Here is a 14,845-nt window from a genome sequence, read left to right as displayed (position 1 = left end):
TCACATCCTCCGGTCAGCGTCCGTACTGCCGCAGGCACAGGTCCACGATGGAGGCCGGTACTGAGCCCTCCGCGGCGGCGCACAGCTCGTCCATGCGCGGCGGGTGCGGGGGCGGCACGGGTTTGCGGCGCGGGCGGGCCGTCGCGGGGCCCGGCGTACGCGCCCTCCGGGGCTTGACCGGCGCCTTCTCCGAACGGGCGGGAGAGGGCTCCGGGTCCGGGGCGGGGTCCGGGGCGGGGGAGGCCGGCAGCTTCCCCAGCGGGAGGGAGAGCGGCACGTCAGGCGCGTTCACGGGCGGTACGGAACCGCGCGCGGGTGCCGGAACCGAAGCCTCCGGGCCCACGGAGACACAGCCGGAGCTCGCGAGGAGCGCGACGAGGGACAAGGGGACGGCCCGGCGTAACTGCATCCGACCACTGTGCCGTACCCTGCGGCGGACCCGGTCCTCCACCTCACGCGTCCGAGTGACGCGGGACGCGCGGAAAGCGCGAACGAGAGGGGCGACCGGGCGCTTGGAACGGCAGTGCGGGTGACGGGGGAGGCGCGACCCCCGGCACCTGGTGCCGTCGAGTCCTGTCCGCAGAACGTCTCGTACGGAGTACCGATCGATGACTGCAGCTACCGCGCCCGGTGACCCCACGCCCTCGCCCGAACCGGAAACCCCGCCCGGCTCCTCGCCGGTCGCCGGATCCGTGCCCGTCACCGCCCCTGCCCCTGCCCCCGCTCCTGCCCCCGCTCCGGCCCCTGCTCCCTGGAAGGGGTGGGCGGCCGTGGGCGCCGTCGCCCTCGGGATCTTCTGCCTGATCACCTCCGAGCTGCTGCCCGTCGGCCTGCTCACCCCCATCGCCGCCGACCTCGGGGTATCCGACGGCACCGCCGGCCTGATGGTCACCGTGCCCGGGCTGATCGCGGGGCTCTGCGCCCCGCTCGTCACCGTCGGCGCCGGCCGGCTCGACCGGCGGCACGTGCTCTGCGTGCTCATCGCCCTGATGACCGCCGCCAACCTCGCCGCCGTCCTCGCCCCGAACTTCACCGTCCTGCTCACCGCCCGCCTGCTCGTCGGCGTCAGCGTCGGCGGGTTCTGGGCGATAGCCGGCGGGCTCGCGGGCCGCCTCGTTCCCGAGCGGCACGTCGGCCGGGCGACCGCGCTCGTGTTCAGCGGCGTCCCCACGGCCTCCGTGCTCGGCGTTCCCGCCGGCACCCTGCTCGGTGAACTCGGCAGCTGGCGCACCGCCTTCGCGGCGGTCGGCGGCCTCGGTCTGGTCACGCTCACCGCCCTGCTCCTCTTCCTGCCCCCGCTGCCGCCGACCCAGCACATCGCCTTCCGTGAACTGCCCGCGCTACTGCGCCGGAACCGGGCGGTCCGCGCGGGTGTGATCGTGACCTTCCTCGTGGTGACCGGGCAGTTCGCCGCCTACACGTTCGTACGGCCGATCCTCCAGGACGTCTCCGGCATCAGCGCCGGCCGGGTCAGCACGCTCCTGCTCGGCTACGGCCTCGCCGGTGTCGCCGGCAACTTCCTCGCCGGGGCGCGCGACGCGTACCGGAACCTGCTCCTGATCAGTTCCTTCCTCGCCCTGATCCTCGCGCTCATCGCGGTCCTGCCGGGGGCGGTCGCCGGAACCACCCTGCTGGTCGCCTGGGGGCTCGTGTACGGAGGGGTCTCGGTGAGCGTGCAGAAGTGGATGATCAAGGCGGCTCCGAAGGCCGCGGAGGCCGCGTCCTCGCTGATGGTGGCCATGTTCAATCTGGCGATAGCGGCCGGCGCCCTGTTCGGCGGCCTCGCGGTCGACGGCCTCTCCGTCCCCGCCGCCCCGCTCGGCGGAGCGGCCCTGATGCTGCTCGCCGCCGTCACGGTGTGGACCACGGCGATCCGACGCCGACCCGACAGAGCGGATGCCTCGGGGCGTACCGGACACCCGGCTTGACCGGGCCCGTCCCGGAGGGAAAGAGTGCGCCGATCAAGAACCACCACGGAAGCACCGCATCACCACCGCGAAACCACGACAGAACCACCGCAGTCGCACCGCCGACGCACCGGTTGAGCCGCACTTCGGAGACCCGCAGATGTCCAGACCCGCGTCCGTCCGCTCATCGCTCGCCCCAGCCTCCCTCGGCACGCCCGGATCGGACGCGCCCGCCGGCGCCGCCGTCCCGGCCCTGACCGCCCGGCGGCGCAGGGCCTGACCGGCCGGATGGGGGCCGGCACCGCACCGCCGCGCTGGCCCCCGTCCTCGCCGGGAGCAACCATGTCCCACGACACCGATGAGAACGGCGCCTTCCCCGACGAGCGCCGGTTCGTGTACCCGTACCCGCACGTGACGTCCCCGGTGTGGCCGTCCGGCCCGACGACGCCGACGTGGCCGCACACGGGGCCCGTGGTCCACCCGGCCCCGGCCCCGGACCCGGCCCGCCGCCCGACCCGGGGACCGGACGAGAGCCCGGATCAGGGACCGGTTCCGTCCGCGGCGCCGGTTTCCGCTCCGGACCGGGCAACCGATTCCGGACGGGCCCCGGCAGCGGTCCCGCCCGCCGGGCGCCGCCGGGAGCGCAGCGGCGCGGACCCGCTCATGATCGCCGTCCTCACCCTGCTCGGGCTCGGCGCGGCCGGTGGCCTGGTGCTCATCCTGACCGGTCCCGACGACCCGGTACCGCCCCGGGCCAAGGCGCCGACCGGACTGACCGTGCCCGGCCTACCGGGCCGCATGCCGGGGTCCGGAGCGGAGCCGACCGAGTCGCCCGGGCCGACCGGGTCGTCCGGGAGCCCGAGCCCCTCCCCGTCGGCGTCGAAGTCCTCCGCCCCGCCCACCAGCCAGGCCCCGAAGCCGACGCCGTCCCCGAGTGCGCCGGCAGCGGAGGCGGGCGTCCCCACCGCCACGCTGCGCATGGGGGACAAGGGGCCGCAGGTGCGCGCCCTGCAGGAGCTGCTGTTCGGGCAGGGGTTCACGTACGTCTCCGTCACGGGCGTCTACGACGGCCAGACCAAGCGCGGTGTCAGCCAACTCCAGCGCGACCGGGACATCAAGGGCGACCCCCAGGGCATCTACGGCCCGGCGACACAGGCGGCCCTCGACCGGTGACCCGGGTCAGAGGCCCCGGATGGCTTCGGCGAGGTCGGATCCGTACGAGGACCAGCAGATCACCGAGCCGTCATCGTCCAGCTGACCCATGAACCATTCGCCGTCGTGTTCCACGAGGCACAACTCGTGGAACACGAGGATCGACCGGGGCCGGAGCACGGTGTAGTCACCCTGCTCCAGGTCCTCGACGGCCACCCACCGGTCGAGGGAGAGCAGAGTGGCCTCAGGGTCTCCGGAGAGGGTCCGCACGCGCTCCATCGTCCAGCCGGCGGGGAGGTTCGAGATCACCGTGGGATGGTCTCAGCAGAAGGCCCGCACCGCCACTCCCGACTGCCGGACCTCGGGGTGTGGGCCGCCGACGCGGCCGTCCGGGGGGTCCGGGGACGGTCCGGATCCCCCGCGCGACCGTCGCCGTGCCCGCACCGCCGCGGACGCGGTCAGCGGCCGCCGGAGACCCGCAGGACCGTCCCCGTCGTGTACGAGGCGTCCGGGCCCAGCAGCCACGCGATCGCGCCGGCGACCTCCTCCGGCTGCCCGGGCCGGCCCAGCGGGATGCCCGCGGCTGCGCGGGCCGGGCGGTCCGGGTCCCCCATCGCCGCGTGCATGTCGGTCTCGATGATGCCGGGGGCCACCGCGTTGACCCGGATCCCGTCCGGGCCGAGCTCCTTGGAGAGCCCCACCGTCAGCGCGTCGGTGGCGGCCTTCGTCGCCGCGTAGTGGACGTAGTCCCCGGGGCTGCCGAGGGTGGCTGCCGCCGAGGAGACGTTCACGATGGCCCCGCCGCCCGACTCCGCCATGTCCCGGGCGGCCCGGCGGCAGCACAGCAGGTACCCGAGGAGGTTCACCTCCACCACCCGCCGCAGGTCCTCGGTCCGCGCGTCCGCGAGCCGGCCCAGCGGGCCCGTCACCCCGGCGTTGTTGACGAGGCCGGTCACCGTGCCCAGTTCGGCCCGGGCGATGTCGAAGAGCCGCTCGACACCGGCCTCCTCGGCGGTGTCGACCCGTACGGTCACACAGCGCGCCCCCGTGGACCGTACGCGCTCGGCGACGGCCTCGGCGGCCGACGCGTCACGGACGTACCCCAGCGCGAGGTCGTGCCCGTCGGCGGCCAGCCGCAGGCAGGCCGCCGCGCCGATGCCCCTGCTCCCACCCGTGACGACGGTGACCGGACGACGTGACATGGGGGCCTCCTGAATGCCGTGGAACGCACATGCGTGGTACATGCAGCCGTGTGGGGCGGCGCGGCAGGCTAACACCCGGATTTCCGCTGGACCAGCGGAAATCCGGGCGCCGAGAGTGGGGGCCGAGCACGAAACACCGTACGAGGAGCTGCCCATGTCGACTTTGAGAGTCACCGCCGAAGAGCTGACCGTCCACGAGCACCCGAACGCCGACGCGCTGGAACTCGCCCAAGTGGGCCTCTACCGCGCCGTGATCGCCAAGGGCGCCTACCGCACGGGCGAGTTCGCCGTCTACATCCCCGAGCAGGCCGTGCTGCCCGCCGGGCTGATCGAGGAGCTGGGTCTGACCGGCCGGCTCGCCGGCGGCTCCGCCGACCGGGTCAAGGCCGTCCGGCTGCGCGGCGAGCTCTCGCAGGGCCTCGTCTGCCGGCCGAGCGCCCTCGACGGCGTCGACCTGGTGAAGGCGGCCGAGGACGGCACGGACTTCGCGGAGCTGCTGGGCATCACCAAATGGGCCCCGCCGATACCCACCACCATGAGCGGGGAAGTCGAGGCCGCCCCCGACCTGCTGCCGTGGGTGGACATCGAGAACCTCCAGCGCTACCCGCAGATCTTCGAGGAGGGTGAGCCGGTCGTCCTCACCGAGAAACTGCACGGCACCGCCTGCCTGTTCACGTACGTGGTGGAGGGCGGACGGAGCCTGGTCACCTCGAAGGGATTCGGTTCGAAGGGGCTGGCCCTCAAGGAGGAGGAGCGCAACCTCTACTGGCGGGCCGTACGCGGCCACGACGTACCCGCCGTCGCCGCGGAACTCGCCGCCCGGCTCGGCGCGACCCGGATCGGGATCTTCGGCGAGGTGTACGGGGCGGGCGTCCAGGACCTCGCGTACGGAACCGACGTGCGCACCGCCGACGCGCCGCCCGGTCTCGCCGTGTTCGACGTATCGGCCGAGATCGACGGTCAGGTCCGCTGGCTGGACCCGGCGGAGCTCTTCGCGGGCGGCGAACTCCCCCTGGTACCGAGGCTGTACGAGGGCCCCTACGTCCTCGACACCGTCCTGGAGTGGGCGAGCGGCCGCGAGACCGTGTCCGGCAAGGCCCTGCACCTGCGCGAGGGTGTCGTCATCCGGCCCGCGACGGAGCGGTACAGCCCGGTCGTGGGCGGCCGGGCCATCGCCAAGGCGGTCAGCCCGGCCTACCTGACGCGCAAGGGCGGCACCGAGTACGAGTGAGCCTGCGAGGGGCCGGGCGGCGTACGTGGTGGGATGGGCCCGGGGCGGGGCCCATCCCACTGTACGGAGAGGTCGGTACCGGATACATGTCCCAGGACACCATGCGGGCGATGGCGTACGAGACGTACGGCGGGACGGAGGTGCTCACCGAGACCCGGCTGCCGATGCCGAAGGTCGGGCCGGGGGAGGTCCTCGTCCGGGTGAAGTGCGCCGGCGTCAACCCCGTCGACTGGAAGATCATGGCGGGCGGGCTCGACGGCCTCATGGACGTCGTCTTCCCCGTGGTCCCCGGCTGGGACGTGTCCGGGACCGTGGAACGGGTCGGCATCGACGCGCCCGAGTACGCCGAGGGCGACGAGGTGTTCGCCTACGCCCGGAAGGACTACGTGCACGGCGGGACCTTCGCCGAGTTCGTGTCCGTGCCGGTACGGACCCTGGCGCGCAAGCCGGCCGCGCTGGACTGGGCCGAGGCCGCGGCCGTGCCGCTCGCGGGCCTCACCGCCTACCAGGTGCTCACGCGGCTCGGGACGGGTGCGGCCGACACCGTGCTCATCCACGGCGCGGCCGGCGGGGTCGGCTCCTTCGCCGTGCAGATCGCGCGCTCGCTGGGTGCGCGGGTCATCGGTACGGCCTCCGCACACAACCACGACCGGGTCCGGGATCTGGGCGCGGAGCCCGTCGAATACGGGGACGGGCTGGTCGGGCGGGTGCGGGCCCTCGTTCCCGACGGGCCGACGGTCGTCGCCGACTTCGTCGGCGGCGTCCTCGGGGTGACCCGTGAGGTCCTGCACTACGACGGCCGGCACGCCTCCATCGCGGATCCCACCGTGACGGGCGCCGGGGGCGAGTGGATGTGGGTCCGGCCGGTCGGCACCGACCTGGCGGAGCTGGGGCGGCTCGCGGACGGCGGGCAGTTGAGGGTGCCGATCGCGCGGAAGTTTCCGTTGGGGGAGCTGGCGGCGGCCTTCGAACTGAGCCAGGGCGGACACACGGCGGGCAAGATCGTCATCGAACTCTGACCGTGGCCTCCGGCGGTCGGCCGGGCGGCGGCGCCGCTGCGGGGGCTCCGCCCCCCGAGCCCCCGCGCCTCAAACGCCGGCGGGGCTGAACTCGCCCTGCGGCGACAGTGGCAAAGGCCCAGCCGGGGGAGCCCCCGTTTGGTTCGGGGCGGCGCCCCGGGTCTTTCAGCCTCGCCGGCGTTTGAGGCGCGGGGGTCTGGGGGCGGAGCCCCTGGGGCTTTCAGCCCGTCCGGCGTTTGAGGGCGGGGGTACCTCCCAGCGGTAGCTGGGGGAGGGTTCGGGCGGAGCCCGGGGAACGGTGGAAGGGCGGGTAGGGGACTGCTCCGCGCAGCGGCATCCCGCCCCGGGCCGCGCCTAACGGCCGTCGGGGCCGGGCGCGCGCCGGGGCACCTCCTCGGGCGTCGAACGTGACGAGGCAGCGGACATGTGCAGCCCTGTTGTGTTCGACGCCCTGCGGGGGCGCCCCACCGCACACCCGACCCCGCCGGCGCGGGGGTGTCCCGGTGGGGTCAGGGGAGGTCCGGGACCTCGCCGCCTGGGGTGTGGGTGACCTCGACCCCGGGCAGGCCTCGGGACCACGCCGCGGATACGGCGGCGAGCACGTCCGCGTCCGGCGGCGTCGGTCCCAGCCCGATCGCGTAGCGGACAAGGGCGGGGGTCGATTCGAAGGGGCGGGGCCAGGCGTGCGCCTCGCGTACGCCGGCCTCCTCCAGAGCCGCGAGGAGGGCCCGCAGCCTGCCCCGCATCCGGCCCAGGGTTTCGTCGAGCAGGGCCCCGCCCGGACGTACGGTCACCACCGCCCAGGCCGCGTGCCTGCGGTGCAGCGGGGGCGCGGCGGCGAGGGAGGCCGCGGGGTCGGCGGACAGCAGCTCCCACGCCTCGTACAGCTCCCGGACCAGCAACTCCCGCATGTCCCGGCCGACCTGGGCCGTGCAGCTGCGTACGGGATGCGAGGGGGTGAGGACCGTGAGCGGGGCCGGGGGCGACACGGGGGTGGAGGGGGACAGGGAGACCGGGGTGCGCCAGTCCCAGGCGGCCCAGGTGCCGAAGAAGTCCAGGAGCAGACCGGAGGGGGAGCGGTCCGTGGCCTCGCGGACGGTACGGGCCGCCAGCACCGACCAGGCCAGCCCCGGCAGCCCGCCGAACGGGGCCGAGTCCAGGCCCCGGGCCCGTGCCCAGGCCTTCACCCGCCGGGCGAGGGCGGCGAACGCCTCGTGTTCCGCGCCCACGTGCTGTCGTACCGCGTCGGCGTCGCTCACCGCGCTCAGGGCCAGGGCCGCCGCTTCGCCCAGTTGGGAGCGTCGTGACACCGCCCGCGCCGGGTCCTCGGCCCCGGTGGCGACGGCCACCAGGTCCACGTCGAGGGCGCCGACGCGGAACCGCAGCCCCGGCACCCGTGCTCCGGTCACCTCCCGCAGCCGCCGGGCCTCCGGCAGCGCCGCGGCCACCCGGCCGCGCAGGCCGGCCGTGTCGGGCAGGGCCGCCACCAGGTCCAGGTCCGCCGCGGGCAGCCCGCAGCCCATCCGGCGGGAACCGGCCACGTACAGCTCCGCCTCGAGCAGGGCGGCGCGCAGCCGCTCGGTCACCGGGTCGGCGGGGGTCGCCGGGGCGGGTTCGGGCGCGCGCTCCGGGATCCAGTGGACTTCGCCGGTGCCCAGTGCGACGGTGGCCCGCACCCGCATCGGGCCGTCCCCGCGCCGCGAGAGCACGGCCAGCTCCCCGACCCGCGCGGACCGGGCGGGGCCGAGCCGGGCGGCGAACTCCGCGGCCGCGCGGTGAGGATCGCGGCTGCGGCCGAGCGTCAGGTGCGGGGTGTAGCCTTCCGCGCGGCCCCGGCACGAGGGGAAGCGTTCCGCGAGGGCCCGGCGCAGCTCCTGCCAGGGGGCGTCACCGGCCGCGGCCGGGTCGAGCCAGAGGGTGCTGTCCTCGCGGTGTCCGAACTCGTACACGCCCTTCAGCTCGGTGTCGAAGGGGGCGGTGCCCCTGGCGACTTCGGCCAGCAGGGGCAGGGCCCCGGCGAAGGAGGACTCCGGGACGAAGCCGAACAGCAGGTTCACGTGTGCGGGCCAGCGGTCGGCCTGCGGGTCGTGCTCGCGGCGCAGATCGGCCACCGCGTCCGGGAGGTCCGTTGGCAGCCAGGCCACCGCCGTGCGCGCCGTCGCCGGTACGGCCGGCCCGGCGGGCGCGGCGCCGAAGCCGAGCGTCACCTCCACCGCGTAGTGGTCGGAGGGGAACAGGCCCTCGGTGTCGGGTGAATCGCCGCGCAGTGCCGCCCGCGTGACGCGAGCCCCGGCCGCGCGCAGCAGGATGCGGTCCAGCCGGGAGGCCCGGCCCGTCAGGGAGCCGACGGCGGCCAGCGGATTGGCCGTCGGGTCGAAGGTCGGTGTGGCGTCGGCCGCCCCGTGTACGTCGTTCCACGCGTCCCGCATGCCGAGCGCCGCCGCGGGCCCCTCGGCGCCGGAGCGGCCGTCGTTGAAGTCGCCGAGCAGCGCCACTCCGGCCTCGATGCCGCCGAGGCCCTCGGCGAGCCGGGCCAGTTCGGCCTCCCGCCGGACGTCCCCCCGCTCGGTGTGATCGCTGGTCAGGTGGGTCGCGGCGACGACCAGCGGGCCGGCCGCCGTGTCCACCGTCACGGCCGTGACCGCCTTGTGCGGGCCGAGCCCGTGCAGCCCCGCCTCCCGTACCGGCAGCCGGCTCAGCAGCAGGAGCCCGTACTCGGCCACGTCCCGGCCCCGGGGATCCGTGGTGACGGTGTACTCGGCGCGCACCCACTCCGCCGCCAGCAGCATGCCGAGCAGTTCGGGCTCGACCTCCTGGAGCGCGATGAGGTCCGCATCGGCGGCCGCCAGCTCGGCCAGCAGCAGGGGCCTGCGCCGGGCGGTGGCGATGCGCGGGGCGTCGTAGCGGTCCCAGAGGGTGTTCCAGGTGAGCAGCCGCACGTCGGACGGGGCGTTGTCCGCGGTCGTGGGGGCCTCGGCCGGGCGCCAGGCGCCGCCGGCCGGATCCCAGGCGTGCGGGGTGCGCGCGGTGAAGAACGGTGCGCGCAGCAGGCGCGGGGCGCGGACCCGGCCCGCCTCGGTCAGGTCGATCCGGTCGACGCCGGAGGCCCGGTCCCACACCAGCTCGCCGTCGGCCTCGACGAACAGCACCCGGTGCCAGGGGATGTCGCCGCCGGGCACGAAGGAGGGCAGCGGGACCCGCTTGGGCGCGGCGCCGCGCTGCAGGAGCCCGAGGACGAACCGCGCCGGGTCGAACCGGGGGTCCCAGCGGACCTGGTGGTAGAGCTGTTCGCTGGTACGCATCAGAAGTCCCCGCCCTCTCGGCGCCATTCGGACAGGCCGCCCGCGCCGTCCGCGGCGCGCCCGTCCGCGCCGATGTACCACGTACGGTGTGCCTGACCGGGATACGGCGGGCTGAACCGGTGCAGCTGCGAGCCCAGCACCTGGGCCGGCACCGGGTGCGGGCGCACGGTGTTGCGGCGCGCCAGCTCCTCCTCGTCGACCAGCAGCACGGCATGGGTGACGAGGGCGTCCCGGCGGCGCGCGACGGAGCCGGCCAGGCCCCGCTGCTGTTCGGTGAGCGAGGTGGCGTCCCACACCACCGTGCCGCCGCGGGCCAGCGCGGCGTCCAGCCGGTCCAGGCCCTCGCCCAGCACCTCCGCGTTGGCCCGCTGGTCCGCGCGGGAGCCCCGGGCGGCCCGCAGGTCGTCGAGTGAGATGTACGTGTCCACGCCCGGCAGGCCGCGGCCGAAGGTGCTCTTCCCGCTGCCCGAGGGACCGCAGAGCTGCACCAGCCGGGGGAACGCCCCCTCGCGCCACTGCCACGTCGCCGCCACCGCCTCCTCGACGGCGGCGCCGCTGATCCGGCCCTGACCGAAGGCGCGCCGCGCCTCCGCCCAGCACCGGTCGACCGCATCCGCGTCGAGCGCGGCGAGGGACTCCCGCATCCCGTCGCGCAAGTCGCCCAACGGGTCGGCGCCGAGCAGCCCGGCCTCTTCGGCGCAGAGCGCGGACCACTCCACGCACTCCAGCTCCTCCTTGCCGTCCGCCAGCGCCCCGGCGAGCGCGTGCAGCACCGCGAGATCGGCCGCGTCGGCCATCCGGACCAGCCCGGCCCGCCGCTCCGCGTCCGGGAACGGCCGCTGGAGGTAGGGGTGGAGCCCCACCAGGTCACCCACCCGCCGTGCGAGCCGCATCCCGAGGGGCCCCGCCGCGAGCCGCGCCATGATCCGGGCGCGCGGCTCACGGCGCAGCACGGCGGCCAGTACCCCGGCCAGCCGGTCGTCCCCGGACCGCCCCGCCCCGTCGATCCGGGCGGCCGTTTCGGCGACCTCGTCCGCGTCGGGGGCCGCGGTCATCCCCACGGCCGCGCACAGCCCCGCCACATCCGGTTCGGCCCCGGACCGCACCGCCCACAACGGGGCCGACGCACCGAGCCCGTTGGGTATCACCTGCGCGAACATCCAGTGCGTATCCGTCTGTACGTGCCCGCCGCGCACCCACTTGGCCACGCGGCGCCCGAAGTCCTCGCGCGCGAACCCGGCCACCGTGCGGACGACGTACCCTTCCTGCCGCGTGGTGTCGAGCCGCAGCTTGCGCAGGACGCGCTCGTCGAAGACGCCCCGCCACAGCACGCGCGGGACGGGCACGCCCAGCCCCCGCAGGAACCGTACGGTCGAGTCCCAGTCCAGGCAGTGGTCCCCGTCCCACACCGAGAACCCGTAGAACCAGCTGTCGAGGTCCTCGTACGGGATCGAGTGGCGGGCGTACAGGTTCTCCCCGCACACCCGCCAGTTGTCCGGGATCCCGGCGCCGATCCGGCCCTGGAGCCCCTTGACCCAGGCCCGCGAGGGATGGTGCGCCGAGTCGAGCGAGCGCGCGTGCAGGCCGTCCGAGTAGAGGGTGGTGTTCTCCCCGTCGAGCTTCTCGGTCACCACGACCTCGCGCTCGGCCAGCCCTTCGAGCCCCGCGGCCCGGACGTCGTCCGCCGCCGCCCCGGGGGACCAGGGCAGGTGCGGCGTACGGGGATAGTGGGTGCGCATGATCCGCTCCTGCTCGACGACGTGGTGCCTCGTCACTGTAGGTATGCGGAGCGGCCCCATCCATCGAATAACTCAGGGACGGCGGCCCGACCAGGCCACCAGCCGGTCGAGGGCGGAGGCGTCCGCCGCCACCGGAACGACCTCGCCGTACGGGATCGGGCCGCCGCGGGCCTCGGCCGGAAGCGCCCGGCGCACGACCTCGACCAGCCGCTCCAGCAGGCCGGTGTCCCACTCCGGCCGCTGTCCGGTCGCGGTGGCCAGGTCCCAGGTGTGCAGGATCAGTTCGTTGGTGTAGACGGCCGCCGCGACCGCGCCCGGCTTCACTCCCATCGGCAGGCGAAGGTCCCGGCCCAGCACCTCCGGATCCGCCCACACCCGCGCCGCCTCCTCGGCGGCCGGCCCCCAGGCGGCCGCCCATGCGCCGTCCGCGAGCTCGTCGGCGAAGGAGGGGACGCTGAACGGGTCCTCGCCCCGCCCGATGACCGAGATCCGCCGCAGGACGCCGACGAGGTGGCTCGACAGCCGCCGGACGTCGAATTCCGTACAGGGGGTGGGGGCGTCGTACTGGTCCGGCCGGACGGCGGCCAGGGTGCGCCCGGCGAGGGCGATGGCCGCCGCCAGATCCGGGCGGGTGTCGACGGCGGGGGACTGGGCTGTGGGGGACTGGGCCGCGGTGAACTGCTTCGTTTCGGTCATGACCTCATCCTGGAGGCCAAAGTGGCCACCTTCTGGCCTGTTTTCCAGGCAGAATTCCCCGCATGCGAAACGGTCTGCGAAACGGTCTGCACAACGCACTGCGGAACGACGGTCATGAAGGCTGACCGGCTGGTGGCCACCCTGCTCTTCCTCCAGGAGCGGGGGCGCGTCACCGTCGCCGAAGTCGCGGCGGAACTCGACGTGTCGCAACGCACGGCACGGCGTGACCTGGAGGCCCTGGCCGCCGCGGGGATCCCCGTCTACTCGCAGCGCGGCCGGGGCGGAGGCTGGTCCCTCGTCGGCGGCGCCCGAACCAATCTCACGGGCCTCACCGCCGACGAGATCCGGGCCCTGTTCCTCGTCGCGGGCCCGCTCGCCACCACCCCCGAACTGCGCACCACCCTGCGCAAACTGGTGCGGGCCCTGCCCGCCACGCTCCGCGGCGACGCCGAGGCCGCCTCCCGGGCGGCCGCCGTCGACGTCACGGACTGGGCCCGCACCCCCGTCACGGCCGCCACCCCGCACCGCTCGGCGCTCCAACGCGCCGCGGTGGAGGGGGAACGGATCCGGCTCGGGTACGAGGGCGTGGGCAAGCCGGCCCGGGTGCGTGTCGTCGACCCGCTCGGGCTGGTGGCCAAGGCGGGCATCGAGTACCTGGTCGCCGGTACGGAGGAAGGGCTGCGCACCTTCCGGCTCAGCCGGGTCACCTCCGTCGAGCCGACCGGCGAACCGGCCCGCCGGCCGCCGGACTTCGACCTGGCCACGGCCTGGCGGGAACTGGCCGGAGCCATGGAGGACCGCCTGTACGCGGTGACCGCCCGGGCCCGCGTCGCACCCGACGCGCTGCCCCGGCTGGCCAGGATCTCCGGCGGCCGCCTGCGCGTCGGGGACCCGCTCCCCGACGGCTGGACCGAGGTCTGGATCGACGGCCCGGCACCGAGGGCGCTGGCCGCGCACGTGTCGGGGCTGGGCAGCCGCGTGGAGGTGCTGGAGCCGCCGGAGGTCCGCGAGTGGCTGGCCCGCCTGGGCGCCGAACTCGTCGCGCTGTACGGGACCCAGGGCTAGGGTCTGTCCGGCGGATCAGGTTCGGACGGGCCCCGGGACCGCTGCCCTGGCGCTCAGCCGGTGCAGCCGGGAACACTGCCCGGCGGCGCGCAGTTGTTCCCGCGGTTTCCCCGGACCGTGGTGTCGTTCAGCGTGACCGTGCCGGACTCCTTGAAGATTCCACCTCCCTCGACGGCCCGGTTGTCGGTGATGCTGCTCCTCGTCAGGGTCGTGGAGCCGACTGCGTTGAAGACGCCGCCGCCCTGGGCCGTCCCCCCGTCCGGTGCCTCGGCGGTGTTCTTGCGGATGTGCGACCGGTCGGTCCTCACGGTGCCGCCGGTGGCACTGCTCATTCCGCCGCCCCGGGCCGTGCCGCCAGGGGCGTGGGCCGTGTTGTGCCGCACGGTGCTGTCCTTCAGGGTGAGGTCACCGGTACGGCCGATGTGGATCCCACCGCCGCGCGCGGTGCCGCCCGGGGCGGTGGCGGTGTTGTCGACGACGCGGGTGCGGGTCAACGTCACGGGGAAGTTGGTGCCGAGCCCTCCGCCGACGGCGACGCCGTTCGGGGCGCTGGTGGTGTTCCCGGAAACGGTGCTGTCGGTCATGGACAGGCTGGTCGCCTGGCCCGGTAGCGGGCTGCCCGTGGCCAGTGCGGCGAGCGCGGTACCGCCCACGGCCCGGACGCGGTTGCCGCTGATGGTGCTGTGCTCGATCGTCGTGAGGGCGAAAGCGGCGTGGCCGGCGCCGAACGCGAAGCTGTCGGTGTTGTCGGCGACGGAGACGGTGTTGTCGGTCAACCGGCTTCGGTTGAGCGTCAGCGGTCCGTCGTTGGCGAGCCCACCGCCTTCGGCGCTGGACGGGGTGGAGCCGGAGTAGGCGGCGGTGTTGTGGCTGATTTCGCTGTCGTTCACGGTGGCCGCCGTGCCGTCGCTGTCGATGCCGCCGCCCTCCGCGAAGAGATTGTCCACGGTTGTGACGGCGGAGTTGTGGACCACCCGGCTTCGGTTCACCGTCAGCCTGCCCAGGTTGTAGATGCCGCCCCCACAGACCCCTTCACCGGGAAAGAGGGGACAGTCCGTCGCCCGGCCGCCGCTGACGGTCGTTCTGTTGAGCGTCAGGTCGCCGGTCTCGGCAACGAAGAGGATGCGGAATGCCGGGGCGGATGCCGGACGCGTGATCGTCGCACCGTTGCCGTCGATGGTGAGGTCGCCGGTGATGGCGGGCAGACCGTTGGCGGGGCTGCCGGGGTCGGCGGTCACGAGGGTGTAGGTGCACTTGGGGGCCAGGCGGATGGTGTCGGCTCCCGGCGTGCCGTTGGCCCTGCCGATCGCCTCGACGAGATCCGGAACCGAGCACCGCACGGAGGCGGTGTCGGCCTGGGCTACCGGACCCGGGAGCGCGAGCCCGGCCGCGGCCGCCAAGCCCGCTGCGGCCAGGAGCCTCGCGGGCCCGGATCGTCGGGCACCGAGGAGAGGAGCGTTCACTCGCAGGTTCGGCCGGGACATCAAGCGGCTCCTTCGTGTCGCGCGTCGGCAAGCACCCGGGCGGCCGCT

The 14,845-nt window shown here is 74.8% G+C and carries 12 protein-coding genes; 5 read left to right on the top strand and 7 right to left on the bottom strand.

The features are described 5' to 3' along the window. Window positions 1–13 precede the first annotated feature (13 nt). Window positions 14–292: a hypothetical protein gene (locus tag ACIQ5Y_RS18320; protein ID WP_403880893.1), complete on the bottom strand. Its 279-nt coding sequence runs from the start codon at window positions 290–292 to the stop codon at window positions 14–16. Window positions 293–770: 478 nt separating this feature from the next. Between ACIQ5Y_RS18320 and ACIQ5Y_RS18315 the strand changes: the two genes are divergently transcribed. Together ACIQ5Y_RS18315 and ACIQ5Y_RS18310 are read left to right on the top strand one after the other, a co-directional pair. Further along, window positions 771–1,928 (top strand): MFS transporter, encoded by a 1,158-nt coding sequence (locus ACIQ5Y_RS18315; RefSeq protein ID WP_403880891.1) that lies wholly within the window; start codon window positions 771–773, stop codon window positions 1,926–1,928. A gap of 321 nt (window positions 1,929–2,249) precedes the next feature. Beyond that, window positions 2,250–3,080, top strand: coding sequence for a peptidoglycan-binding protein (locus ACIQ5Y_RS18310; RefSeq protein WP_403880889.1), 831 nt, complete (start codon window positions 2,250–2,252; stop codon window positions 3,078–3,080). Window positions 3,081–3,086: 6 nt separating this feature from the next. Here the strand turns inward: ACIQ5Y_RS18310 and ACIQ5Y_RS18305 are convergent, their stop codons facing one another. Together ACIQ5Y_RS18305 and ACIQ5Y_RS18300 are read right to left on the bottom strand one after the other, a co-directional pair. Then, window positions 3,087–3,368, bottom strand: coding sequence for a hypothetical protein (locus ACIQ5Y_RS18305; protein ID WP_403880888.1), 282 nt, complete (start codon window positions 3,366–3,368; stop codon window positions 3,087–3,089). A gap of 149 nt (window positions 3,369–3,517) precedes the next feature. Then, window positions 3,518–4,261: an SDR family NAD(P)-dependent oxidoreductase gene (locus ACIQ5Y_RS18300; RefSeq protein WP_403880886.1), complete on the bottom strand. Its 744-nt coding sequence runs from the start codon at window positions 4,259–4,261 to the stop codon at window positions 3,518–3,520. Between the two features lie 154 nt (window positions 4,262–4,415). Between ACIQ5Y_RS18300 and ACIQ5Y_RS18295 the strand changes: the two genes are divergently transcribed. Both ACIQ5Y_RS18295 and ACIQ5Y_RS18290 read left to right on the top strand, forming a co-directional pair. Next, window positions 4,416–5,492 carry an RNA ligase (ATP) gene (locus ACIQ5Y_RS18295; protein ID WP_403880884.1) on the top strand — a complete coding sequence of 359 codons (1,077 nt, stop codon included), beginning with the start codon at window positions 4,416–4,418 and terminating at the stop codon, window positions 5,490–5,492. Between the two features lie 101 nt (window positions 5,493–5,593). After that, on the top strand, window positions 5,594–6,511 hold the full coding sequence (locus tag ACIQ5Y_RS18290) for an NADP-dependent oxidoreductase (RefSeq protein ID WP_403881034.1): 918 nt from the start codon (window positions 5,594–5,596) through the stop codon (window positions 6,509–6,511). Between the two features lie 509 nt (window positions 6,512–7,020). Here the strand turns inward: ACIQ5Y_RS18290 and ACIQ5Y_RS18285 are convergent. From ACIQ5Y_RS18285 to ACIQ5Y_RS18275, 3 genes are all read right to left on the bottom strand, one after another. Next, window positions 7,021–9,813 (bottom strand): poly(A) polymerase, encoded by a 2,793-nt coding sequence (locus ACIQ5Y_RS18285; protein WP_403880882.1) that lies wholly within the window; start codon window positions 9,811–9,813, stop codon window positions 7,021–7,023. Further along, window positions 9,813–11,552, bottom strand: a complete 1,740-nt coding sequence (locus ACIQ5Y_RS18280; RefSeq protein ID WP_403881031.1) for an RNA ligase family protein — start codon at window positions 11,550–11,552, stop codon at window positions 9,813–9,815. The genes ACIQ5Y_RS18285 and ACIQ5Y_RS18280 overlap by 1 nt, the downstream gene beginning before the upstream one ends. Before the next feature lie 72 nt (window positions 11,553–11,624). Continuing rightward, a complete protein-coding gene (locus ACIQ5Y_RS18275; RefSeq protein WP_403880880.1) occupies window positions 11,625–12,248 on the bottom strand; it encodes a TIGR03086 family metal-binding protein in 624 nt (207 codons plus the stop codon). A gap of 114 nt (window positions 12,249–12,362) precedes the next feature. On the opposite strand from ACIQ5Y_RS18275, the gene ACIQ5Y_RS18270 reads away from it, so the two are divergent. After that, entirely contained in the window at window positions 12,363–13,313 is a 951-nt protein-coding gene (locus tag ACIQ5Y_RS18270; protein ID WP_403880879.1) for a helix-turn-helix transcriptional regulator, read from the top strand. 53 nt (window positions 13,314–13,366) lie between these two features. Here ACIQ5Y_RS18270 and ACIQ5Y_RS18265 read toward each other — a convergent pair whose 3' ends face one another. Further along, window positions 13,367–14,797: a hypothetical protein gene (locus ACIQ5Y_RS18265; protein ID WP_403880877.1), complete on the bottom strand. Its 1,431-nt coding sequence runs from the start codon at window positions 14,795–14,797 to the stop codon at window positions 13,367–13,369. Window positions 14,798–14,845 lie beyond the last annotated feature (48 nt).

The organism is Streptomyces sp. NPDC096339, from assembly GCF_044762985.1.
In the GTDB taxonomy this organism is placed as follows: Bacteria; Actinomycetota; Actinomycetes; order Streptomycetales; family Streptomycetaceae; genus Streptomyces.
The sequence above is the reverse complement of the archived record's forward strand: the minus strand, read 5'-3'. Positions and strand labels throughout refer to the sequence as shown.

Coding starts and splice junctions, on each gene's coding strand:
- ACIQ5Y_RS18310 (WP_403880889.1), top strand. CDS start 2,250: ATGTCCCACGACACCGATGAGAACGGCGCCTTCCCCGACGAGCGCCGG.
- ACIQ5Y_RS18300 (WP_403880886.1), bottom strand. CDS start 4,261: ATGTCACGTCGTCCGGTCACCGTCGTCACGGGTGGGAGCAGGGGCATC.
- ACIQ5Y_RS18295 (WP_403880884.1), top strand. CDS start 4,416: ATGTCGACTTTGAGAGTCACCGCCGAAGAGCTGACCGTCCACGAGCAC.
- ACIQ5Y_RS18290 (WP_403881034.1), top strand. CDS start 5,594: ATGCGGGCGATGGCGTACGAGACGTACGGCGGGACGGAGGTGCTCACC.
- ACIQ5Y_RS18285 (WP_403880882.1), bottom strand. CDS start 9,813: ATGCGTACCAGCGAACAGCTCTACCACCAGGTCCGCTGGGACCCCCGG.
- ACIQ5Y_RS18280 (WP_403881031.1), bottom strand. CDS start 11,552: ATGCGCACCCACTATCCCCGTACGCCGCACCTGCCCTGGTCCCCCGGG.
- ACIQ5Y_RS18275 (WP_403880880.1), bottom strand. CDS start 12,248: ATGACCGAAACGAAGCAGTTCACCGCGGCCCAGTCCCCCACAGCCCAG.
- ACIQ5Y_RS18270 (WP_403880879.1), top strand. CDS start 12,363: ATGAAGGCTGACCGGCTGGTGGCCACCCTGCTCTTCCTCCAGGAGCGG.
- ACIQ5Y_RS18265 (WP_403880877.1), bottom strand. CDS start 14,797: ATGTCCCGGCCGAACCTGCGAGTGAACGCTCCTCTCCTCGGTGCCCGA.